The sequence below is a fragment of the Streptomyces sp. NPDC127117 genome (genome assembly GCF_042677325.1).
In the GTDB taxonomy this organism is placed as follows: Bacteria; Actinomycetota; Actinomycetes; order Streptomycetales; family Streptomycetaceae; genus Streptomyces.
This window is the reverse complement of the sequence record NZ_JBHXTM010000026.1, coordinates 95,707-116,775: the sequence shown is the minus strand read 5'-3', so window position 1 is coordinate 116,775 and position 21,069 is coordinate 95,707. Positions and strand designations below refer to the sequence as shown.

At 70.3% G+C, this 21,069-nt stretch carries 21 protein-coding genes; 9 read left to right on the top strand and 12 right to left on the bottom strand.

Annotated features, from left to right (window positions below; genetic code table 11):
- Window positions 1-83 precede the first annotated feature (83 nt).
- The gene (locus ACFVH0_RS23295) at window positions 84-869 is read left to right on the top strand and encodes a hypothetical protein (protein WP_385822902.1); all 786 of its coding nucleotides are present in this window, start codon (window positions 84-86) and stop codon (window positions 867-869) included.
- 110 nt (window positions 870-979) lie between these two features.
- On the opposite strand, the gene ACFVH0_RS23290 is transcribed toward ACFVH0_RS23295, so the two are convergent.
- From ACFVH0_RS23290 to ACFVH0_RS23280, 3 genes are all read right to left on the bottom strand, one after another.
- Window positions 980-1,228: a chaplin gene (locus ACFVH0_RS23290; protein WP_124718427.1), complete on the bottom strand. Its 249-nt coding sequence runs from the start codon at window positions 1,226-1,228 to the stop codon at window positions 980-982.
- Window positions 1,229-1,373: 145 nt separating this feature from the next.
- Window positions 1,374-2,018, bottom strand: coding sequence for a response regulator (locus tag ACFVH0_RS23285; protein WP_385822900.1), 645 nt, complete (start codon window positions 2,016-2,018; stop codon window positions 1,374-1,376).
- Entirely contained in the window at window positions 2,011-3,156 is a 1,146-nt protein-coding gene (locus ACFVH0_RS23280) for a GAF domain-containing sensor histidine kinase (protein WP_385822898.1), read from the bottom strand. Before ACFVH0_RS23280 ends, ACFVH0_RS23285 begins: the two co-directional genes overlap by 8 nt.
- Before the next feature lie 536 nt (window positions 3,157-3,692).
- Here ACFVH0_RS23280 and ACFVH0_RS23275 point away from each other — a divergent pair.
- On the top strand, window positions 3,693-4,475 hold the full coding sequence (locus ACFVH0_RS23275; protein WP_385822896.1) for a transglycosylase SLT domain-containing protein: 783 nt from the start codon (window positions 3,693-3,695) through the stop codon (window positions 4,473-4,475).
- A 96-nt stretch (window positions 4,476-4,571) separates the two neighbouring features.
- Here the strand turns inward: ACFVH0_RS23275 and ACFVH0_RS23270 are convergent, their stop codons facing one another.
- Window positions 4,572-7,136, bottom strand: a complete 2,565-nt coding sequence (locus ACFVH0_RS23270; protein WP_385822894.1) for an FHA domain-containing protein — start codon at window positions 7,134-7,136, stop codon at window positions 4,572-4,574.
- A 399-nt stretch (window positions 7,137-7,535) separates the two neighbouring features.
- Between ACFVH0_RS23270 and serB the strand changes: the two genes are divergently transcribed.
- Complete coding sequence (gene serB / locus ACFVH0_RS23265) at window positions 7,536-8,813, top strand: phosphoserine phosphatase SerB (protein ID WP_385822892.1); 1,278 nt, start codon at window positions 7,536-7,538, stop codon at window positions 8,811-8,813.
- A gap of 163 nt (window positions 8,814-8,976) precedes the next feature.
- On the opposite strand, the gene ACFVH0_RS23260 is transcribed toward serB, so the two are convergent.
- The 4 genes from ACFVH0_RS23260 to ACFVH0_RS23245 form a co-directional block, all read right to left on the bottom strand.
- Window positions 8,977-9,495 carry a histidine phosphatase family protein gene (locus ACFVH0_RS23260; RefSeq protein ID WP_365464445.1) on the bottom strand — a complete coding sequence of 173 codons (519 nt, stop codon included), beginning with the start codon at window positions 9,493-9,495 and terminating at the stop codon, window positions 8,977-8,979.
- 74 nt (window positions 9,496-9,569) lie between these two features.
- Window positions 9,570-9,776, bottom strand: a complete 207-nt coding sequence (locus ACFVH0_RS23255) for a hypothetical protein (protein WP_385822890.1) — start codon at window positions 9,774-9,776, stop codon at window positions 9,570-9,572.
- Between the two features lie 221 nt (window positions 9,777-9,997).
- Window positions 9,998-10,108, bottom strand: coding sequence for an SGM_5486 family transporter-associated protein (locus ACFVH0_RS23250; RefSeq protein WP_256259565.1), 111 nt, complete (start codon window positions 10,106-10,108; stop codon window positions 9,998-10,000).
- Window positions 10,109-10,121: 13 nt separating this feature from the next.
- Window positions 10,122-11,447, bottom strand: a complete 1,326-nt coding sequence (locus tag ACFVH0_RS23245; protein ID WP_385822888.1) for a CynX/NimT family MFS transporter — start codon at window positions 11,445-11,447, stop codon at window positions 10,122-10,124.
- Window positions 11,448-11,605: 158 nt separating this feature from the next.
- Between ACFVH0_RS23245 and ACFVH0_RS23240 the strand changes: the two genes are divergently transcribed.
- A complete protein-coding gene (locus tag ACFVH0_RS23240; RefSeq protein ID WP_124718418.1) occupies window positions 11,606-12,280 on the top strand; it encodes a FadR/GntR family transcriptional regulator in 675 nt (224 codons plus the stop codon).
- A 70-nt stretch (window positions 12,281-12,350) separates the two neighbouring features.
- On the opposite strand, the gene ACFVH0_RS23235 is transcribed toward ACFVH0_RS23240, so the two are convergent.
- From ACFVH0_RS23235 to fabG, 3 genes are all read right to left on the bottom strand, one after another.
- Window positions 12,351-12,734, bottom strand: a complete 384-nt coding sequence (locus ACFVH0_RS23235; RefSeq protein ID WP_385822887.1) for a hypothetical protein — start codon at window positions 12,732-12,734, stop codon at window positions 12,351-12,353.
- A 167-nt stretch (window positions 12,735-12,901) separates the two neighbouring features.
- Window positions 12,902-13,669 (bottom strand): enoyl-ACP reductase FabI, encoded by a 768-nt coding sequence (fabI, locus tag ACFVH0_RS23230; RefSeq protein WP_385822886.1) that lies wholly within the window; start codon window positions 13,667-13,669, stop codon window positions 12,902-12,904.
- Between the two features lie 5 nt (window positions 13,670-13,674).
- Window positions 13,675-14,394 (bottom strand): 3-oxoacyl-[acyl-carrier-protein] reductase, encoded by a 720-nt coding sequence (gene fabG, locus ACFVH0_RS23225; protein WP_385822884.1) that lies wholly within the window; start codon window positions 14,392-14,394, stop codon window positions 13,675-13,677.
- Between the two features lie 230 nt (window positions 14,395-14,624).
- Between fabG and ACFVH0_RS23220 the strand changes: the two genes are divergently transcribed.
- The 4 genes from ACFVH0_RS23220 (at window position 14,625) to tyrS (ending at window position 20,015) form a co-directional block, all read left to right on the top strand.
- Window positions 14,625-16,151 (top strand): TldD/PmbA family protein, encoded by a 1,527-nt coding sequence (locus ACFVH0_RS23220; protein WP_385822882.1) that lies wholly within the window; start codon window positions 14,625-14,627, stop codon window positions 16,149-16,151.
- Window positions 16,152-16,361: 210 nt separating this feature from the next.
- Complete coding sequence (locus tag ACFVH0_RS23215) at window positions 16,362-17,222, top strand: hypothetical protein (protein WP_385822880.1); 861 nt, start codon at window positions 16,362-16,364, stop codon at window positions 17,220-17,222.
- A gap of 77 nt (window positions 17,223-17,299) precedes the next feature.
- Window positions 17,300-18,694 (top strand): metallopeptidase TldD-related protein, encoded by a 1,395-nt coding sequence (locus ACFVH0_RS23210; protein ID WP_385822879.1) that lies wholly within the window; start codon window positions 17,300-17,302, stop codon window positions 18,692-18,694.
- A 55-nt stretch (window positions 18,695-18,749) separates the two neighbouring features.
- The gene (gene tyrS, locus ACFVH0_RS23205) at window positions 18,750-20,015 is read left to right on the top strand and encodes a tyrosine--tRNA ligase (protein WP_385822877.1); all 1,266 of its coding nucleotides are present in this window, start codon (window positions 18,750-18,752) and stop codon (window positions 20,013-20,015) included.
- 78 nt (window positions 20,016-20,093) lie between these two features.
- On the opposite strand, the gene ACFVH0_RS23200 is transcribed toward tyrS, so the two are convergent.
- Window positions 20,094-20,369: a GlsB/YeaQ/YmgE family stress response membrane protein gene (locus ACFVH0_RS23200; RefSeq protein WP_317861297.1), complete on the bottom strand. Its 276-nt coding sequence runs from the start codon at window positions 20,367-20,369 to the stop codon at window positions 20,094-20,096.
- Between the two features lie 249 nt (window positions 20,370-20,618).
- Here ACFVH0_RS23200 and ACFVH0_RS23195 point away from each other — a divergent pair, with 249 nt between their 5' ends.
- Window positions 20,619-20,984 (top strand): DUF3099 domain-containing protein, encoded by a 366-nt coding sequence (locus tag ACFVH0_RS23195; RefSeq protein WP_385822875.1) that lies wholly within the window; start codon window positions 20,619-20,621, stop codon window positions 20,982-20,984.
- Window positions 20,985-21,069 lie beyond the last annotated feature (85 nt).

Genomic DNA, 21,069 nt, shown 5'->3' with positions numbered 1-21,069 from the left:
GGAAATCTACGCCACCGTGCGAGTGCTCCCGGCGCTGGGCCCGAGTGACGACAGTCCCCGGGCCGGTTCCCTAGGGTGTTCCCATGCTTTCGGAACCGCGCTCAGGGCTGTTGGCCGCTTGGGGAAACGCACTTCTGGCGGGACTGGTGTCGCCGGACGAGGCGGCGCTCGCCATTGTCGGGGAGGACGCGGTGCACCGCGTCGAGGGACTGCCGGGCGAGGCGGGGCCGGTCGGGCTCACGCTGGCGCTCGGCCGGCTGCGGGGTCTGGGGGTGACGGGTTTCCGGGTGGCGCTGCCGGCTCCGGGCCATCCGCTGGGGCTGAGCGGTCCGCCGGATTTCAACGCGCGGGCGCTGGAGGCCGAGGAGGCGGTGGTGGCCTTCGGTGCGCCGTACGGGCTGGTGCCCGAGGTGCGCGAGGTGGGGCCGGCGGGGGATCTGCACATCGAGGTGGTGTGGCGTTGTCTGCCGGTGCGGGAGGCGCCGCCGGCGGATGTGCCGTCGCTGGGCGAGGCGGAGCGGGAGCTCGCCGAGGCGTTGCGGGACGCGACGGCGGTGCTGTCGCGGTTGGATGTGGCCGGTTCGGGGCCGGTGGCCGAGGCGGCGGTGGACGCGTACCGGGCGCGGGCGGAGCGGGGGCGCGAGGTGCTGGCTCCGGGGTATCCGCCACGGGCGGTGCGGGTGCTGGAGCTGGCGCAGCGGGTGGGGCTGCTGATCTCGGTGGCGTACGAGAACGGGCACGGCGGGGCGGTGAGTGCCTCGGAGATCGCGGCCCGGGGTGAGGCGCTGAGGCCGGTGGAACGGGTGGCCCGGCGGGCGCAGGTCGCCGCGTACAACGCTTATGTGGAGGAGCGCGAGCGGGAGCGGTAGCCCTTGGGCGGGCGGATGACGGGGGCCGCCGGACGGGCTCGATGCGCCCGTCCGGCGAGGTGTGACGTGGAGCCGGCGACGTGGAGCCGGTCAGCCGGCCACAGGGTCGGTCAGCCGTTCAGGCCGAGGTTGCCGAAGGCCGGGTTCAGCAGGCCGATCACGTTGACCGTGTTGCCGACCACGTTGACCGGGACGTCCACCGGGACCTGGATCACGTTGCCGCTGACCACGCCCGGGGAGTGGGCCGCGACACCGTCGGCGCCCGCGCCGTGTCCGGTGGCGGAGGCAGCGCCCGCGCCGGCGGCGATGATTCCACCGGCGATCATGGTGACGGCAGCGGCCTTCTTCAGGTTCTTCACTTCAGGATCCTCCTAGCGTGGCTGCGGCCAGCCGCCGCAGCACCCTGGAGAACGCCCCGGGACCGAGCAGGTTGCGTCGTCCGGGTGACATACACCCGACAGTATGAATCTCAGCCCGGAGGAAGGCGGTCCGCGTCTTCGCCGGTCAGCCCGCCGCCCCGTGCCGTACCGCCCACAGGGCCGCCTGGGTCCGGTCCGAGAGGTCCAGCTTCATCAGGATGTTCGAGACGTGTGTCTTGACGGTCTTCTCGGAGAGGACCAGCGCCCGCGCGATCTCGCGGTTGGAGCGGCCGTCGGCGATCAGGCCCAGCACCTCCCGCTCCCGTTCGGTGAGGGTGCTCCCCCGGCCCGTGCCACTGCCCGATTCCTCCTGGGCGAGCAGCGCCCCCGCGACCTCCGGCTGGAGCAGGACGTGGCCCGCGTAGACCGAGCGGATCGCACCGGCCAGGGCGTCCGGGTCGACGTCCTTGTACACATAACCGGAGGCTCCGGCGCGCAGGGCGGGAACCACGGTGCGCTGCTCGGTGAAACTGGTGACGATGAGGACCTTGGCCGGGTTCTGCAGCTCGCGCAGTCTGCGCAGCGCCTCGATGCCGTCGGTGCCGGGCATCTTGATGTCCATCAGGACGACGTCGGGGCGGAGCTCCTCGGTCCTGGCCACCCCCTCGGCGCCGTCGGCCGCCTCGCCGACCACCTCTATGTCGTCCTGGATCTCCAGGAACGTACGCAGACCGCGGCGGACCACCTGGTGGTCGTCGACCAGCAGCACCCTGATGATCTTGTCAGCCACCGGGCACCTCCATCTCGATCGTGGTGCCCTTGCCGGGCGCCGATTCAACGATGAGCCTTCCGCCGACGCCGTTCGCGCGGTCCCGCATCGACACCAGGCCCAGATGCCGGCCCGCCTGCCGGGTCGCCGCGGGCTCGAAGCCGCTGCCGTCGTCGGTGATCCGCAGCAGCGTGCCGTTGCCGTGCCGGGCCAGCGTGACGTCGACGTGCTCCGCCCCGGAGTGGCGCAGTGCGTTGTGCAGGGCCTCCTGGGAGACCCTCAGCAGCGCCTCTTCCTGGGCGGCGGGCAGGGCCCGTATGCCCAGGCTCTCGAAGGTGACCCGGGCCGTGTGGGCCCGGTCCAGGACCTGGATCTGGGTACGGAGGGTGGCGACGAGGCCGTCCTCGTCGAGCGCGGCAGGGCGCAGCTCGACGACGGCGGCGCGCAGTTCGTCCACGGCTTCCGCGGCGAGCGCGGCGACCTGCTGGAGCTCGCCCTTGGCGCGGGCCGGGTCGCGGTCCACCAGGGCGGTGGCGGCCTGGGCCGTCAGCCGCAGCGAGAAGAGCTTCTGGCTCACCGCGTCGTGCAGCTCGTGGGCGAGCCGGGAGCGCTCCTCGGCGATGGTGAGCTCACGGCTGCGCTCGTAGAGCCGGGCGTTGGTGAGGGCGATCGCCGCGTGCTGGGCGAGGATCGACAGCAGTTCCTCGTCCTCGGGGGTGAAGCCGCAGCTGCCCTCGGGTTTGGGGCAGCGCTTGTTGGCGAGGAAGAGCGCGCCGATGATCTCCTCGCCGTCCCTGATGGGCAGGCCGAGGAAGTCGGACATGTCGGGGTGGGCGGCGGGCCAGCCCTCGAAGCGGGGGTCCTTGCGGACATCGGCGAGGCGCTCGGGCTTCGCCTCGTGGAGCATCGAGGCGAGGATGCCGTGCTGTCTGGGCAGCGGGCCGATGGCCTTCCACTGTTCGTCGCTGACACCGTCGACGACGAACTGGGCGAAGCCGCCGTGATCGTCGGGGACGCCCAGGGCGGCGTACTCGGCGTCCAGCAGCTCGCGGGCCGAGGCGACGATCGTCTTCAGGACGTCGCGCACTTCGAGGTGCCGGCTCATGGCGAGCAGCGCGGCGCTCACGGCGGCGAGACCCGACGGTGGGCGATGGCTCATGGCCTCACCGTACCGGCGGGGTTCGAACGCCGTATCGGCCTGTGGACGGCCGCCGGTTAGGGCGCAGGGACTAGGTCCACAGCCTGCTCGCGGAAGCGGCGCCGCGTACGGGAGCGGCCCCTCACCTGCACGGCAGCGGCCCCGTTCCCGCATGGGAGCCCGTACATACGCGGGGGCGGCCCCGTATATAGGGGTGCCGACCACGTCGGAAGCCCTCGACAAATCCGGAGTCTCACACTCCGAATTGCTGGAGCAACGATTGGTGAGGCTGTTACCCGCCCGATGTGAGGCCGCGCATAGGACACACGTCACTTACGAAGCCTGCTAGTGGACTCGTAAGCGCCACATCAGTGGTTGTGAGCGCGGACCGACACGTTCGAGCGGGGCCCCGGTCCACTACCGGGGTTCGTACGTCACACCTTTGCCACCAGATTTTGCGGCCGCTAAGAATTGCTTTCGTCCCCGACGGAGATGCGAGAACGCCTCCCGTCTTCGTCCTCCGTGAGGACTCCCGCGATTCGAAGAGGTATGTCTGTATGTCCGTGTCCAGCATCCCCGGCCGTCGTCGTCGACTGAACAAGACCCAGAAGCTCTCCGTCGCGGGAATCTCCGCCATGGCCGTCGCCGCTCTCTCGTTCTCGCTCGTCCCCGCCAACGCCGACCCCAAGCCCGAGGCCGAGACCCCCGTGTCCGCCGCGCCCGTGGTCCTCGCGTCGGTCGCCGGTACTCCGCAGGTCAAGGCCGTGCAGGCCAGCATCATCGAGCAGCACTCCACCGCCGAGAAGCTGGTGAAGGCCGCAGATCTCGCCAAGGCCAAGAAGGCCGCCGCCGCGAAGGCCAAGGCCGCCGAGGCCGCCAAGATCAAGGCCCAGGCCCAGGCCAAGGCCGAAGCGAAGGCCAAGGCCAAGGCCGCCGCCAAGGTGAAGGCGAAGGCCGTCGCCGCCGAGCGCACCGAGACGCAGGCCGCCAGCCGCTCCCAGGCCCGTACCCCGGTGTACGCCAACAACCTGGACGGCTGGATCAACGAGGCCCTGGACATCATGCGGGCCAAGGGCATCCCCGGCTCGTACGACGGTCTGCACCGCAACATCATGCGCGAGTCGACCGGCAACCCGAACGCGGTCAACGGCTGGGACGTCAACGCCCAGAACGGCACCCCGTCCTGCGGCCTGCTCCAGGTCATCCAGCCGACGTTCAACGCGTACCACGTCGCGGGCACCTCGTCGAACATCTACGACCCGGTCGCCAACATCACGGCCGCGGCCAACTACGCGGCCGACAAGTACGGCTCGATCGACAACGTCAACAGCGCGTACTGACCGGCACCGCAGATCGCCGGACAGCATCCGCACACGCCGAAGGGCGGCACCCCGCGTGGGGTGCCGCCCTTCGGCGGTCGTGTGACGGGGCCCGCGCTACTTGCGCATGACCTCCGGCTCGTGGCGGCGCAGCAGTCGCGCGACCACGACGCCGCAGACGATGCCGAGCAGCAGGAGCACCGAGATGTTGATCCCCCACTGGGTGGCCGAGTGCTCCCACAGCGGGTCGAGATCGGTCGGGTTCTTCGGATCCCACGGCGCCATGAGGTGCGAGAGGTCGAGTGTCGTGCCCGCGCCGGCGATGGCCCAGCGGGACGGCATCAGCCAGGCGAACTGCTCCAGGCCGGGCGATCCGTACACCTGGAAGAGGATGCCGGTGAAGACGACCTGGACGATCGCGAACATGACCAGCAGCGGCATGGTCTTCTCGGCGGTCTTCACCAGCGAGGAGATCACCAGGCCGAACATCATCGAGGTGAAGCCGAGCGCGATGATCGTCAGGCAGATCTCGACGGCCGGCGGCATGATCAGGCCTTCGGCCGGCAGCTCACGGGTGGCGAAGCCGATGCCGCAGATGATGACGCCCTGGATGGCGGTGATCACACCGAGGACGATCACCTTGGACATCAGATAGGCGGAGCGGGACAGACCGGTGGCCCGTTCCCGTTCGTAGATGACGCGTTCCTTGATCAGTTCTCGTACGGAGTTGGCCGCACCGGAGAAGCACATGCCGACCGCGAGGATCAGCATGATCGTTCCGGCGGCGCTGTTGAACCGGGACGGCGGGTCCGGCGGGGCCAGGCCGAACTTGGCCGGGATGACCACGCTGACGATGCCGAGCACGGCGGGCAGGATCACCATCAGGCCCATGAAGCCCTTGTCGGACGCGATCACCGAGACGTAGCGGCGCATCAGCGTCCACAGCTGGGCCGACCAGCTCTGCGGCTTCGGCGGGCGCATCTGCTGCGGGGGCGGCATGTGGACGGACTGCGCGGCGACGGCGTCGATGTCCGCGGCGTACATCTGGTAGTGCTGCGATCCGCGCCAGCGGCCCGACCAGTCGTAGTCGCGGTAGTTCTCGAACGCGGAGAAGACGTCGGCCCAGGTGGTGTAGCCGAAGAAGTTGAGCGCTTCCTCCGGCGGGCCGAAGTAGGCCACGGAACCGCCCGGCGCCATGACCAGCAGCTTGTCGCAGATCGCCAGCTCGGCGACGGAGTGCGTGACGACCAGGACGGTGCGGCCGTCGTCGGCCAGACCGCGCAGCAGCTGCATGACATCGCGGTCCATGCCCGGGTCGAGGCCGGAGGTCGGCTCGTCCAGGAATATCAGCGACGGCTTGGTGAGCAGCTCCAGGGCGACGGAGACGCGCTTGCGCTGACCGCCGGAGAGCGAGGTGACCTTCTTGTCCTTGTGGATGTCGAGCTTGAGCTCGGCGAGGACTTCGAGGATCCGGGCCTGGCGCTCGGCCTCGGTGGTGTCCGCGGGGAAGCGGAGCTTGGCGGCGTATTTGAGCGCCTTGGTCACGGTGAGTTCCTTGTGCAGGATGTCGTCCTGCGGAACCAGACCGATGCGCTGACGCAGCTCGGCGAACTGCTTGTAGAGGTTCCTGTTGTCGTAGAGGACATCGCCCTGGTTGGCGGGCCGGTAGCCGGTGAGCGCCTTGAGCAGGGTGGACTTGCCGGAGCCGGACGGGCCGATGACCGCGATGAGCGACTTCTCCGGGACGCCGAAGGAGACGTCCTTGAGGATCTGCTTCCCGCCGTCGACCGTCACCGTGAGGTGGCGGGCGGAGAAGGAGACCTCACCGGTGTCGACGAACTCTTCGAGCCGGTCGCCGACCAGGCGGAAGGTCGAGTGGCCGACGCCGACGATGTCGTTCGGCCCGATGAGCGCGGAGCCCGACTTTTGGAGCGGCTGACCGTTGACGTACGTGCCGTTGTGGGAACCGAGGTCACGGATCTCGAAGCGGCCGTCGGGAGTCGCGTGGAATTCGGCGTGGTGGCGCGAGACCTGGAGGTCGGAGACCACCAGTTCGTTCTCCAGCGCACGACCGATACGCATGACGCGACCGAGGTCCAGCCGGTGGAACGTGGTCGGGCTGCGGTCTCCGTACACCGGCGGAGCCCCCGCGGCTCCGCCCGCGCCGGGTGTGTTCGCCATGCCCTGCTGCTGCGGGACCTGCGGCTGTACGGGCTGCTGCGGCGGCACTCCCTGGGGGGCCTGCTGCGGCCAGCCCTGCTGCGGCTGGTGCGGAGCGGGTGCCTGCTGGCCGGGCCAGCCGGCACCGCCCTGCTGGGACTGCTGGACCGGTGCCTGCTGGGCACCCGCGCCGTGCCCGCTGTACACATCGGCACCCGCCGCGGCGGTGAGACTCAGCCGCGGGCCGTCAGTGGCGTTGCCCAGGTGCACGACGGAGCCGGGGCCGATCTCCAGCCGCTGGATCCGGTTGCCCTGGGCATAGGTTCCGTTGGTGCTGCCGTGGTCCTCGATGAACCAATTCCGGCCCCCCCAGCTGATCGTGGCGTGCCGCCACGACACTCTGGCGTCGTCGATCGTCAGGTCGCCCTGCGGATCGCGCCCCAGCGTGTACGACCTGGACGGATCGAGCGTCCAGGTCCTGCCATTCAATTCCAGTACGAGTTCCGGCACTCCGCGCCCCACTAGTTGTCCCCCGAGTCGCCCCCGTCACAGGGGGCCTAGGGATGCTGAACATCGTGAGGAACTATTCCAGGAGCAGTCCCCGATACGAAAGTCGGGCGGGGCGAAGACCCTGCCTACACCTGCATCGTTACGGTGCCGACACGAATCGCGGAAGCGGCACGCGACCAAAGGGAGCAGGGCGCGGCAAGCGACCCGAGTACGTACGAACCATCGGTGACCGGGACATCCCGGTCACTCTCCGTTCGCGGTCTCCCGGACCCGCCGGCCACCGGCCGGATCCGGGCGCGCGCGGTCCGTCACCACGCGCGGGCGACGGGCGGGGGCGGGCGTCCAATGCGCTGTCCGGTCCTCGGGACGGACCTCCGGAGCGCCTGGGCGGACCGATACGGTGGAAGCACCATGAGCGCATCTCAGCCACCTCGGTCCTCCTCGTCTCCTGAGTCCCCTGAGTCCCGTACCGAGCCCCCCGAGTCCCCTCGGGGCGCCGACACCCCCACCCTTCTCGTGAAGATCTTCGGGAAGGACCGCCCCGGTATCACCGCCGGGCTCTTCGACACCCTCGCCGCCTACTCGGTCGACGTCGTCGACATCGAGCAGGTCGTCACCCGTGGCCGCATCGTGCTGTGCGCGCTGGTCACCGCCCCGACCGCGGGCGGCACCACCGAGGGCGATCTGCGGGCGACCGTGCACAGCTGGGCCGATTCGCTGAAGCTCCAGGCCGAGATCATCTCCGGTATCGGCGACAACCGGCCGCGTGGCGACGGGCGTTCCCATGTGACGGTGCTCGGGCGCCCGCTGACCGCGGAGTCGACCGCCGCCATAGCGGCCACGATCACCTCCACCGGGGGCAACATCGACCGCATCTTCCGCCTCGCGAAGTACCCGGTCACGGCAGTCGAGTTCGCGGTGTCCGGCACCGCGACCGAGGACCTTCGCACCGCGCTGGCGACGGAGTCCGCCGGCATCGGCGTCGATGTCGCGGTGGTGTCGGCCGGTCTGAGCCGCCGGGCGCAGCGCCTGGTCGTCATGGACGTCGACTCGACGCTCATCCAGGACGAGGTCATCGAGCTCTTCGCCGCCCACGCGGGCTGCGAGGACAAGGTCGCCGAGGTGACCGAGCAGGCGATGCGCGGCGAGCTCGACTTCGAGCAGTCGCTGCACGCGCGGGTGGCGCTGCTGGCCGGGCTCGACGCGTCGGTGGTGGACAAGGTGCGCGCCGAGGTGCGGCTGACGCCGGGCGCGCGCACACTGATCCGTACGCTGAAGCGGCTCGGCTACCAAGTCGGAGTGGTCTCGGGCGGATTCACCCAGGTCACCGACGACCTGAAGGAACGGCTCGGGCTCGACTTCGCCTCTGCCAACACGTTGGAAGTGGTCGACGGAAAGCTCACCGGACGCGTCGTCGGCGACATCGTCGACCGGGCCGGCAAGGCCCGGCTGCTGCGCAGTTTCGCCGAGCAGGCCGGGGTGCCGCTGGCGCAGACCGTCGCGATCGGTGACGGTGCCAACGACCTGGACATGCTGAACACCGCCGGCCTCGGGGTGGCCTTCAACGCCAAGCCGGTGGTCCGCGAGGCCGCGCACACCGCGGTGAACGTGCCGTTCCTGGACACCGTCCTGTATCTGCTCGGCATCACCCGCGAAGAGGTCGAGGCCGCCGACGGCCTCGTCGACTGACACGTCCGCTCGTCGCCCGATGCGTTCGCCGGTACGCCCGGCAGGCTCGCGCGTACGGCACAGGGCCCCGGTGCTTTCCGCATCCGGGGCCCTGCTTCGTACAGCGGCTGTGGGACAGACCTCGGGACGGCCCCCCGGGTCAGTCGCCGGGTCCGCCCTCGGGTCAGTCGTTGGGCGTCCAGTACTCGACCAGCTTGCCCACTCCGTGCTCCACGCCCTTCCAGGAGCCGGTGAACTCGACGACGGCGAACGCGGCGGTGGGGAAGCCACCACGGGTCATCCGGGCCAGGGCGTCGCCCTCGGACGACTCCGAGAGCGCGTCGGCGACTGCGTGCATACCGGGGTTGTGGCCGATGACCAGGAGGTTGTGCACATCGTCGGGGGTCTCGTTGATCAGCGCGATCAGCTCACCGAGGGACGCCTCGTACAGCCGGTCCTCGTACACGGTCCTGGGGCGCTGCGGCATCTCGTGGACGGCCAGCTTCCACGTCTCGCGGGTCCGGGCCGCGGTGGAGCAGAGGGCCAGATCGAGGGCGATCCCGGAATCGACGAGTTTGCGGCCCGCGACGGGGGCATCCTTGCGGCCGCGCTCCGCGAGCGGTCGCTCGTGGTCGGAGTCCTGCGACCATTCCGCCTTTGCATGCCTGAGAAGGACGATCCTGCGAGGTGTATCGACGCTCATACACCTCAGCTTCGCATGAAATGTGCCGCCCGGCGCAGGGTGTTGACGGGCATCCGCGGGGTGCGCGGGCGACGTCAGCCGGTCACCAGAGCCGTGATTCGCGCGAGCAACCGGCTGATCGCCGGGTCGGTGGTCGCGGCGTGCGCCTCACCGGATCCCAGGATCAGCAGCAGGAGTGCGGCGAACGCGATCGCGGGCAGCGCGATCGCCCACCACGGCAGCCGGACCTCGACACTGCCGGTGGCCGGGTGGGTGGTCGGGGTGTGCGTTCGGGCCGGCATGTCCGCCTCCGCGGGTCTTCGGTGCTGATACCGAAAACCTACGGATCCGGGACGGCCGGTCCCATCCGGCAGCCCACCCACTTCACCCTGACCCTGGCCCCCTAGGGGATGCGGGGGCCAGCCCCACCATCGACGGACGCAGGACCCGGAGGGCGCATACGGATCAGGGGACGCCTACGGCTCGGGGAGACGCGATCGGCTCGGGGAGGTACGCGTACGGATCAGGGGGACGCGATCGAGGCGATCACTGCGACGATCACGGTGATCAGCAGCATCGCCCCGAGCACCAGGAGGAGCTTCTTCTGACCGTTCTGGGGATTCGGGTCGAGCACAGGAGACATGGGGTCAGTCTCGCACTTCGGCTTCGTCCTCGATCGTCCGGTCCCGCCCGGCGAGGATTCCGACCGCCATCTGCGGCACCATGAGGCCCGCCATCAGCGCGATCGGCAGTTCCCAGCCGCCGCTGTGCTGGTAGAGCACGCCGATCAGCAGCGGTCCCGGGATCGAGATCAGATAGCCGACGGACTGCGCGAACGCGGACAGCCGGACCACTCCGGCGCCGCTGCGGGACCGCATGCCGATCATGGTCAGGGCGAGCGGGAAGGAACAGTTCGAGATGCCGAGCAGCACCGCCCAGGCCCAGGCGCCGCCGGCCGGTGCGAGGTAGAGGCCCGCGTAGCCGATGAGGCCGCAGCTTCCGAGGAAGACGACGATCGCGCCCTGGTTCTTCATCCGGGTCGCGACCCCCGGGATGACGAAGGCGAGCGGCACGCCCATCGCCATGGTCACGGCGAGCAGCACACCCGCCGTACCGGCCGAGACCCCGGCGTCGCGGAAGATCTGCGGCATCCATCCCATGGTGATGTACGCGGCGGTGGCCTGCAGCCCGAAGAAGCAGGCGAGGGCCCAGGCGGTACGGCTGCGGGTGATCCGCAGGGCGGGGGCGCCCGGCTGCTGGGCGGTCCGCTTCCCCGGGGCGCCGCTCCGGTCCCGTACCAGCGGGATCCAGGGCAGGATCGCGGCGGCGGCGAGCACGGCCCAGACCCCGAGCCCGAGCCGCCAGCTGCCGCCCATCGCACTGGTCATGGGCACGGTCACCGCGGCGGCCAGCGAGGTGCCGAGGGCCAGTGCCATCGAGTAGAGCCCCGTCATGGAGCCGACCCGGTCCGGGAACCAGCGCTTGACGATCACCGGCATCAGGACGTTGCTGACGGCGATGCCCATGAGCGCGAGGGCGCTCGCGGCGAGGAAGCCGGCCGTCCCGCCGACGAGCGGCCGGATCACCAGACCGGCGGTGATGGCGGTCATGCCGGCGCAGACGACCGCGCCCGGGCCGAAGCGGCGGGCGAGGCGCGGCGCCATGATGCCGAAGACGGCGAAGCAGAGCGGCGGTACGGAGGTCAGGACACCGGCGATGCTGCCGCTCATGTGCAGCCCGTCGCGCACCTCTTCGAGGAGGGCGCCGAGGCTGGTGATGGCGGGGCGCAGGTTGAGCGCGGTGAGGACCAGCCCGACGACGACCAGCCGGAGCATCCAGGGCGAGGTCCCGTCGGCGGCCGCTGCCGTCCGGGGGGCCTGCGGGGTCCGTACGGCCGTCGTTTTCATGGGGGTGTCCACCGTGGTGGCGGGGGTCAGGGTCCGGGTCTGGGGCCGGGTCTCGTCGTCGGGCATGAGGCCCATCATAGAATCATGGGATGATTGATTGTCCAATCGTTCGGGAGCCGCCCCGGGAGCCGGCTCCTCTGAGACGATTCGCGGCAGGCGGAGCAACCTCCCCGCCATCCCCGTAGCCCCCGTCCGTCACCCCAGCAACCCGACCAAGGAGCACCATGACGCTGACGTCTCCGCGGCGTTCGGCCCTCGCCGACCAGGTGATCGCCCAGTTGAGGAACCAGATCACCTCGGGCGAGTGGCCCGTGGGTTCGCGCATTCCCACCGAGCCCGAGCTGGTGGAGCAGCTGGGGGTGGCCCGCAACACCGTGCGCGAGGCCGTGCGCGCCCTCGCGCACAACGGTCTGCTCGACATCCGGCAGGGTTCGGGCACCTATGTCGTGGCCACCAGCGAGCTGGCCGGGGTGATGCACCGCCGTTTCGCCTCCGCCGATCCGCGCCATGTCGCCGAGCTGCGCTCCACCCTGGAGTCGTCGGCGGCGCGGCTGGCGGCCGCCCGGCGCACCGAGCGGGATCTGAAGCAGCTGGACGCGCTGATGGCGCGCCGGGAGGAGACCTGGGCCGCGGGTGACGCCGAGGCGTTCGTCGCGGCGGACGCGACGCTGCATCTGGCGGTGGTCGCCGCCTCGCACAATGACGTGCTGACCGGTCTCTACGCCGACCTGGGCGATCTGCTGCGCGACTATCTCCGCGGCGACATCGGTCATGAGCTGCGGCCGGAGAACCACATGGACCACGGCAGGCTGGTCGAGGCGATCCGGGCGGGTGACGGGGAGACGGCGGCGGCCGAGGCCGCGAGTCATGCGTTGAGCTGTCTGGTGGACCGGGTCTAGAAGGTGTCCGGCCCCGCGGGGCCCGGTGGCCGGCCGCTGAGAGGCCCGGTGTCCGGCCGTTGCGGGGGTCTCAGGCCGTTGACGTGTCACTCACCCGGTGCGTGACCCAGACGGCGCCGACTTCCTTCCAGCAGCGGTCGTCGATCCGTATGGTCCGGCCGGGGCCCACCTCGACCGGGGCGGTGTCGGCGTCTATGTCCCACCAGCGGCGGCATTCGGTGTGCAGCTGCACCCGGTCGGTGGAGGGGTACGGGTTGTGGCAGTACACGACGACCCGGGAGCCCCGGACCGACGTACGGCATTCGGCTCCGGCGGGGTCGGGAGTGGGAGCGGCGGGGGTGTACGCCCCGGCTCCCATCCGCCCCGCCATGGATATCCCCACCGGGGCGGCGAGTCCGGCGACGGCTATGGAGGCCGCCAGCAGGGCGCAGGTCCGGCGACGTGTGGCGCGCACGGCGACCTCCTCCCCGTAGCCTGACCCGAAGTCCGGTTCACCACATTCTGCGGTGGATCGACCATCTTTTCGACTTGAGCGGGCCGGAGCCGGGCCCGGACACACGTGAGCCGCGCACCACCTGCCCGGAGGTGGTACGCGGCCCTGTCCGTGCCTGTCCTGCGGGGTCAGGCACCCATCATGTGCACGCCACCGTCGACGTGGATGATCTCGCCCGTGGTCTTCGGGAAGAAGTCCGAGAGCAGCGCGACGATGCCGCGGCCGGCCGGCTCCGGGTCCTCCATGTCCCAGGCGAGCGGGGAGCGGGTGTTCCACACGTCCGCGAGCTCGGTGAAGCCCGGGATGGACTTCGCGGCCATGGACTTGAGCGGTCCGGCGGAGACCAGGTTGCAGCGGATGTCGTCCTTGCCCAGGTCACGGGCGAGGTAGCGGGAGGTGGCCTCCAGCGCGGCCTTGGCCGGGCCCATCCAGTCGTACTGCGGCCAGGCGAACTGCGCGTCGAAGGTGAGGCCGACGATCGAGCCGCCGTCGTTCATCAGCGGCTTGCAGGCCATGGCGAGCGACTTCAGCGAGAACGCCGAGACGTGCATCGCGGTGGCGACCGACTCGAACGGGGTGTTGAGGAAGTTGCCGCCGAGCGCGTCCTGCGGCGCGAAGCCGATGGAGTGGACGACGCCGTCGAGCGAACCGAGCTCGTCCCGGACCAGGCTCTCCAGCCGGTCCAGGTGCTCGGTGTTGGTCACGTCCAGCTCGATGACCTTCGCCGGCTTCGGCAGCTTCCTGGCGATGCGCTCCGTCAGCGTGGGCCGGGGGAAGGCGGTCAGGATGACTTCGGCACCCTGCTCCTGGGCCACCTTGGCAGCGTGGAAAGCGATGGACGACTCCATCAGCACCCCGGTGATGAGGATGCGCTTGCCGTCGAGAATTCCGCTCATGGTGATCAGTGACCCATGCCCAATCCGCCGTCAACGGGGATGACGGCTCCAGTGATGTACGACGCGTCGTCGGAAGCGAGGAAGCGCACCGCGGCGGCGATCTCCTCGGGCTGCGCGTAGCGGCCGAGCGGCACCTGGGACACGATGCCCTTGCGCTGCTCCTCGGTGAGCGCCTGCGTCATGTCGGTGTCGACAAAACCGGGCGCGACGACGTTGAAAGTGATGTTCCGCGAACCGAGTTCACGGGCCAGCGACCGGGCGAAGCCGACCAGACCCGCCTTGGACGCGGCGTAGTTCGCCTGCCCGGCCGAGCCGAGCAGTCCGACGACGGAGGAGATGAGGACGACGCGCCCCTTCTTGGCGCGCAGCATGCCGCGGTTGGCGCGCTTGACGACCCGGAAGGTGCCGGTGAGGTTGGTGTCGACGACGGACGTGAAGTCGTCCTCGGACATCCGCATCAGCAACTGGTCCTTGGTGATACCGGCGTTGGCGACCAGCACCTCGACGGAACCGTGCTTCTCCTCGATCTCCTTGTAGGCCTGCTCCACCTGTTCGGCGTCCGTGATGTCGCAACGGACCGCCAGGCAGCCCGCTTCGGTGAGTTCCTGGGGCGGCTCGCCGGAGCGGTAGGTGATCGCGACCTTGTCGCCGTTGTCGGCGAAAGCGCGGGCGATGGCGAGGCCGATGCCCCGGTTTCCTCCGGTGACGAGAACCGAGCGGCTCAACGGATCACCCTTTCCCTAGCGGTCTGGTACGTCGAAAACCTATCGGTACCAGGTGCTCCACGAGGAATCGGCCCCTGACAGCGCCTTCCCCCGGGCACTGTGGGGTTCCTACAGAGGACGCACGCCGGGCCGCGCCGCGTCCCGACCGCGGCGAGCGGCCTCCGATATCCCCGGCCGGGTCACCGTCCGGCGTGATTCACTTCCGTGGTGTATCGAGAAGGGAATTCCCTGTGCCCCACGAGGTAGATCAGTCATTCCTGGCCCTGCCCATGCGGGCCCTCGCCGACGCGGCGCTCGCCCGCGCGCGGGCGCTGGGTGCCGTGCACGCCGATTTCCGTCTGGAGCGGGTGCGCAGCGCGTCCTGGCGGCTGCGCGACGCCCGGCCCTCCGGGTCCTCGGACACCACCGATCTGGGTTACGCGGTGCGGGTGGTGCACGGCGGGGCGTGGGGGTTCGCCTCCGGCGTGGACCTGACGATGGACGCCGCGGCGAAGGTGGCCTCGCAGGCCGTCGCCATGGCGAAGCTGTCGGCGAAGGTGATCGCGGCGGCCGGCTCGGACGAGCGGGTGGAGCTGGCGGACGAGCCGGTGCACGGCGAGCGGACCTGGGTCTCGGCGTACGAGATCGATCCGTTCGGCGTACCGGACGAGGAGAAGGCGGGACTGCTCGCCGAGTGGAGCGGCCGGCTCCTGGGCGCCGAGGGCGTCGCGCATGTGGACGCCTCGCTGATGACCGTCCACGAGAACAAGTTCTACGCGGACACGGCGGGCACCGTCACCACCCAGCAGCGGGTGCGGCTGCATCCGCAGCTCACCGCGGTGGCCGTGGACGGGACGACCGGTGAGTTCGACTCGATGCGGACGATCGCCCCGCCGGCGGGCCGGGGCTGGGAGTACCTGACCGGGACCGGCTGGGACTGGGACGACGAACTGGCGCGGATCCCCGGGCTGCTGGCCGAGAAGATGCGGGCGCCGAGCGTCGAGGCGGGCACGTACGACCTGGTCGTCGACCCGTCCAACCTCTGGCTGACCATCCACGAGTCGATCGGGCACGCCACCGAGCTGGACCGGGCGCTGGGTTACGAGGCGGCGTACGCCGGGACCTCGTTCGCCACCTTCGACCAGCTGGGAAAGCTGACGTACGGCTCCCCCGTGATGAACGTGACCGGTGACCGCACCGCCGAGCACGGGCTCGCGACCATCGGGTACGACGACGAGGGCGTCGAGGCGCAGTCCTGGGATCTGGTCAAGGACGGGACGCTGGTCGGGTACCAACTGGACCGGCGGATCGCGAAGCTGACCGGGCTGGGCCGTTCCAACGGCTGCGCGTACGCGGACTCGCCCGGCCACGTCCCCGTCCAGCGGATGGCCAATGTGTCGCTGCGGCCGGATCCGGGCGGGCTGTCCACGGAGGACCTGATCGGCGGCGTGGAGCACGGGATCTATGTGGTCGGCGACCGGTCCTGGTCGATCGATATGCAGCGCTACAACTTCCAGTTCACCGGTCAGCGGGCGTACCGGATCCGCAAGGGCCGCCTCGCCGAGCAGGTTCGCGACTTCGCGTACCAGGGGGTCACGCCCGAGTTCTGGGGATCCATGGAGGCCGTGGGCGGACCCTCCACCTATGTGCTGGGCGGTGCCTTCAACTGCGGCAAGGCCCAGCCGGGGCAGATCGCCGCTGTCTCCCACGGGTGCCCCACGGCGCTGTTCCGGGGCGTGAACATCCTGAACACGACGAACGAGTCGGGGCGCGACTGACGACACGGCTCCGCGTTCACGGGAACCGTCGGCGTACGGCGGCGTATCTTCCCGTACGGAATTCGTTGCTGCACTGACGGCTCGGGGGCGTCGATGAGTGGTGGGCAAGGTCCTTGGGGACCGTACGGCGGTGGCCCGCAGGCGGGCGGTGGTCCGCAACCCGGCTGGGGACCGCAGCCCGGGTGGCCGCCCCAGCCGCAGGGGCCGGGGGTGCCGCCGCAGGGCCGGCCGTACGGCGGCGGTCCGCAGCCCGGACCGCCGCCGCCCGGCTGGGGGCCGCAGCCCCTGCCGCCGCGGCCGCCGTCGCGGATGCGGCGGGCGTTGCGGCTGCTCAACCCGATCGCTGCCGGACGCCAGGTGTGCAAACCGTCGCGGCCGGACCGGGTGGACGATCCGGCGGTGCGGAAGATCCAGGTCCTGCGGATGCTGGTCGGTCTCGCCGCGATGGTCTGGATCCTGGTGTCGTACCGGATCACTTCGGACGCCAAGTCCCTGGCCTATCAGCGGTTCGACCAGATCGTGACGTCCGCGACCCTGCTGGCGGCCACGTTCCCGGTCGCCGTCGGCGCCTTCATCGTCGCGAGCCGTCCGCACCACCGGCGCCTGTATCTGCGACGGGCGCTGAAGCCGCTCGGGGCGCTGCTGGCACTGGGCGGCACGATTGTGTACTTCGTCCTGATCACCTCCGGCGCACTGACCGGCGGCCCGTTCGGGCAGATGCCCGAGAAGCCGTCCACGGCCGACTACATGCACCTCATGTACGAACTCTTCCTCGTCCTCGTGATGCTGTGGGCGCTCGTGTTCGTCCTCTACGGTGCCGCCCTGGCGCTGGTGCACGTGTTCCGCACCTCGGACATCCACGAGGTACTGCCCCCGGTCATCGCGACCGTGCTGGTCTGGGAACTCGCGATCTCGGACCTGGTCTCGAACACCTTCGACGGCGTTCCCGCACTGGTGCGGGGCGCGGCGGTCTTCGGCGGCCCGATGTCGGTCACCGCGGTGAGCCTCTGGGAGCTGCGGCGCCTCAGGACCCGCCACGGCCTCACCCTGCGACGGGCGCTCGGCCGCTGACCCGGCCGGCAACCGGGTGCCGGGGCCGGACCGCTGGATAGTGTGTGTGATCTCAATACGACCCAGGAGGCCGGACGATGAGCCGCTTCAGCAAGCCGCACGAGATCGTCGAGCGGGCGCTCGAACTGTCCACCGCCGACGGCTGTGTGGTCATCGCCGACGAGGAGTCGTCCGCGAATCTGCGCTGGGCCGGCAACGCCCTCACGACGAACGGGGTGACGCGGGGGCGGACCCTGACCGTCATCGCGACGGTCGACGGCGCGCAGGGCACCGCCTCCGGTGTGGTGTCGCGGTCCGCGGTCACCGCCGATGACCTGGAGCCGCTGGTGCGGGCCGCCGAGGCCGCCGCACGCGGCGCCGGTCCGGCGGAGGACGCCCAGCCGCTGGTCACCGGGGTGCCCGCGTCACCGGACTTCACGGACGCACCGGCCGAGACCGGCTCGGACGTCTTCGCGGAGTTCGCCCCGGCGCTCGGCGACGCCTTCGCCCGCGCCCGCTCCGGCGGCCGTGAGCTGTACGGCTTCGCCAACCACGAGCTGACCTCGACGTACCTCGGTACGTCGACGGGGCTGCGGCTGCGCCACGACCAGCCGACCGGGACGCTGGAGCTCAACGCCAAGTCCCCCGACCGCACCCGTTCGTCCTGGACGGGCCGCTCGACACGCGACTTCAAGGACGTCGACCCGGCCGAGCTGGACGCGGAACTGGCGCAGCGGCTGCGCTGGGCCGAGCGCCGTATCGCGCTGCCCGCCGGGCGGTACGAGACGCTGCTGCCGCCTTCCGCCGTCGCGGATCTGCTGATCTACCAGCTGTGGTCGTCGGCCGCGCGGGACGCCGCGGAGGGCCGGACGGTGTTCTCCGAGCCGGGCGGCGGGACCAGGCTCGGCGAGACGCTCTCCGGGCTGCCGCTGACGCTGAGCAGCGATCCGTACGCGTCCGGCCTGGAGGCCGCGCCGTTCGTGATCGCCCACGCGTCCGGGGACAGCTCCTCGGTCTTCGACAACGGACTGCCGCTGACCCGGACCGACTGGATCCGGGACGGAAAGCTGGAGCATCTGACGACCACCCGGCACACGGCGGCGCTGACCGGGCAGCCGGTCGCGCCGGCCATCGACAACCTGGTGCTGGAGGCCGGCGGTGAGCGGTCACTGGAGGAAATGGTGTCCGCGACGACCGGGCGCGGGCTGCTGCTGACCTGCATGTGGTACATCCGGGAGGTCGACCCGGCGACACTGCTGCTGACCGGGCTGACCCGCGACGGGGTGTATCTCGTCGAGGACGGCGAGGTCGTCGGCGAGGTGAACAACTTCCGGTTCAACGAGTCGCCGGTGGACCTGCTGTCGCGGGCCACGGAGGCGGGCCGTACGGAGAAGACGCTGCCGCGCGAGTGGAGCGACTGGTTCACCCGGGCCGCGATGCCCGCGCTGCGGATCCCGGACTTCAACATGAGCTCGGTGAGTCCGGGCGTCTGACCCGCCTAGACTGACTGTTGCCTTTCGATACACGTAGCTGAGGAGACACGGAACCGTGACGGACATCGTCGACGAGCTGAAGTGGCGCGGGCTGTTCGCCCAGTCCACTGACGAGGACGCACTGCGCAAGGCTCTCGCGGACGGTCCCGTCACCTTCTATTGCGGCTACGACCCCACCGCGGCGAGTCTGCACGTCGGCCATCTGGTGCAGGTGCTCACCATGCGCCGGCTCCAGCAGGCCGGTCTGCGGCCGCTCGCCCTGGTGGGCGGGGCCACCGGTCAGATCGGTGACCCGCGGCCGACCGCGGAGCGCACGCTGAACGATCCGGAGACGATCGCCAACTGGGTGACGCGGCTGCGGTCCCAGATCGAGCCGTTCCTGTCCTTCGAGGGCGAGAACGCGGCGGTCATGGTGAACAACCTGGACTGGACCTCGGGCATGTCCGCGATCGAGTTCCTCCGGGACATCGGCAAGCACTTCCGTGTCAACAAGATGCTGACCAAGGAGTCCATCGCCCGGCGGCTGGAGTCCGACGAGGGCATCAGCTACACCGAGTTCAGCTACCAGCTGCTCCAGAGCATGGACTTCCTGGAGCTGTACCGGCGCTACGGCTGCACCCTCCAGCAGGGCGGCAGCGACCAGTGGGGCAACCTCACCGCGGGTCTCGACCTGATCCACCGCCTGGAGCCGGGCGCCGAGGTGCACGCGCTGGCGACGCCGCTGATGACGAAGGCGGACGGGACCAAGTTCGGCAAGTCCGAGAGCGGGGCCGTCTGGCTGGATCCTGCGATGACGACGCCGTACGCGTTCTACCAGTTCTGGCTGAACGTGGACGACCGGGACATTTCGCGGTACATGCGCGTCCTCAGCTTCCTCAGCCCCGCGGAGCTGGAGGAGCTGGAGAAGGTCACCGAGGAGCGTCCGCAGGCCCGGGCGGCGCAGCGCGCGCTGGCCGAGGAGCTGACGACGCTGGTGCACGGTGCGGATCAGTGCGCCGCGGTCATCGCGGCGTCGAAGGCGCTCTTCGGCCAGGGTGAGCTCGGCGAGCTGGACGAGGCGACGCTGAGCGCCGCGCTGTCCGAGGTGCCGCACGCGCAGGTCACCGAGCTGGGCCCACTGGTGGACCTCCTGGTGGAGGTCGGCCTGGCGCCGAGCAAGTCGGGTGCCCGCCGCACGGTGAAGGAGGGCGGTGCGTACGTGAACAACGCCAAGGTCACGGACGGTGAGAGCGCGCCGGCCCGCGAGGAGCTGCTGCACGGGCGCTGGCTGGTGCTGCGCCGGGGCAAGAAGAACCTCGCCGCCGTCGAGGTCACCGGCTGATCGCGGACCACGTCGACACTGCGGCCGGACACGCGTCACGCGTGTCCGGCCGCAGTTCTCCGTGTGCCCGGCGGCGGTTCAGGTCTTCTGTTTGGTGCCGCGGATCGAGGCCCACAGCATGTCGCCGACGCCGACGACCACCACCGCACCGATCAGCTGGAGCAGATGGCGGATCCAGTCGATGCCCTTGGTGTCGTTGACACCGATCCAGGTGGCGACGGCATTGCCGAGGACGCTGCCGATGATGCCGAAAATGATCGTCAGCCAGAGTGGGATGTTCTGTTTGCCGGGCAGGATCGCCTTCGCGATCAGACCGAGCACCAGACCCACGATGATTGCCCACAACCAGCCCATGTCGCCTCCTCGTGCGACGCGATGTCGCGCATGTGCGCCCAGTCTCGGCCCGCGTGCCGTGCCCCGCATGCCGGAAGGGGCCGTACGTGGGGAGCGGATACCGACATGTACGAACAGAGCGCGCCCCGGTCTCGAAGCCTCGGGGCGCCGGGCGTACCGTGGTTCGCGGTCCGGTCCGGGGAGCGTCCGGTACGGGAATGAGGTGTCCCCCGGCCCGCGAGGCGCTGGGGGAAGGGTGATGGAGACGTGATGCGAAAGCAGAGCGGCGGCGAGGTCTTCCGGATCACGGGGGCCCGGCAGGGGCTCGCGGACGATGTGCGCGGCAGACAGCGGCGCTATGTGATCTCGATGTCCGTACGGACGGTTTCGGTGGTCCTGGCCGCGGTGCTGTGGAACGTGGAGCGGTACGTCGCGATCGTGGCGCTCGCGCTCGGGGTGCTGCTGCCGTACGTGGCGGTGGTCATCGCCAACGCGGGCCGGGAGAACACCCCTTCGCTGCCCTCCACCTTCGTACCGGCGCCGATGCGTCCGGTGCTCGACGCGGCGCCGGTGGCCGGTGCCACGGAGCCCGGTCCGGAGGGCGACGGGGTGCGCCGCGGCGGGGGATCGGCCTGAGCCCGGTTGGGTGCGCACTGCACCCGAAGCTCAAGAAAACCTCAGATCAATCATGAAGTTACGGTGCACCGCACCCCGGTCTGCG

Coding starts and splice junctions, on each gene's coding strand:
- ACFVH0_RS23255 (WP_385822890.1), bottom strand. CDS start 9,776: ATGCCGGCCCGAACGCACACCCCGACCACCCACCCGGCCACCGGCAGT.
- serB (WP_385822892.1), top strand. CDS start 7,536: ATGAGCGCATCTCAGCCACCTCGGTCCTCCTCGTCTCCTGAGTCCCCT.
- fabI (WP_385822886.1), bottom strand. CDS start 13,669: ATGAGCGGAATTCTCGACGGCAAGCGCATCCTCATCACCGGGGTGCTG.
- ACFVH0_RS23280 (WP_385822898.1), bottom strand. CDS start 3,156: ATGAGCCATCGCCCACCGTCGGGTCTCGCCGCCGTGAGCGCCGCGCTG.
- ACFVH0_RS23240 (WP_124718418.1), top strand. CDS start 11,606: ATGACGCTGACGTCTCCGCGGCGTTCGGCCCTCGCCGACCAGGTGATC.
- ACFVH0_RS23200 (WP_317861297.1), bottom strand. CDS start 20,369: ATGGGCTGGTTGTGGGCAATCATCGTGGGTCTGGTGCTCGGTCTGATC.
- ACFVH0_RS23245 (WP_385822888.1), bottom strand. CDS start 11,447: ATGCCCGACGACGAGACCCGGCCCCAGACCCGGACCCTGACCCCCGCC.
- ACFVH0_RS23260 (WP_365464445.1), bottom strand. CDS start 9,495: ATGAGCGTCGATACACCTCGCAGGATCGTCCTTCTCAGGCATGCAAAG.
- ACFVH0_RS23275 (WP_385822896.1), top strand. CDS start 3,693: ATGTCCGTGTCCAGCATCCCCGGCCGTCGTCGTCGACTGAACAAGACC.
- ACFVH0_RS23195 (WP_385822875.1), top strand. CDS start 20,619: ATGCGAAAGCAGAGCGGCGGCGAGGTCTTCCGGATCACGGGGGCCCGG.
- ACFVH0_RS23210 (WP_385822879.1), top strand. CDS start 17,300: ATGAGCCGCTTCAGCAAGCCGCACGAGATCGTCGAGCGGGCGCTCGAA.
- ACFVH0_RS23295 (WP_385822902.1), top strand. CDS start 84: ATGCTTTCGGAACCGCGCTCAGGGCTGTTGGCCGCTTGGGGAAACGCA.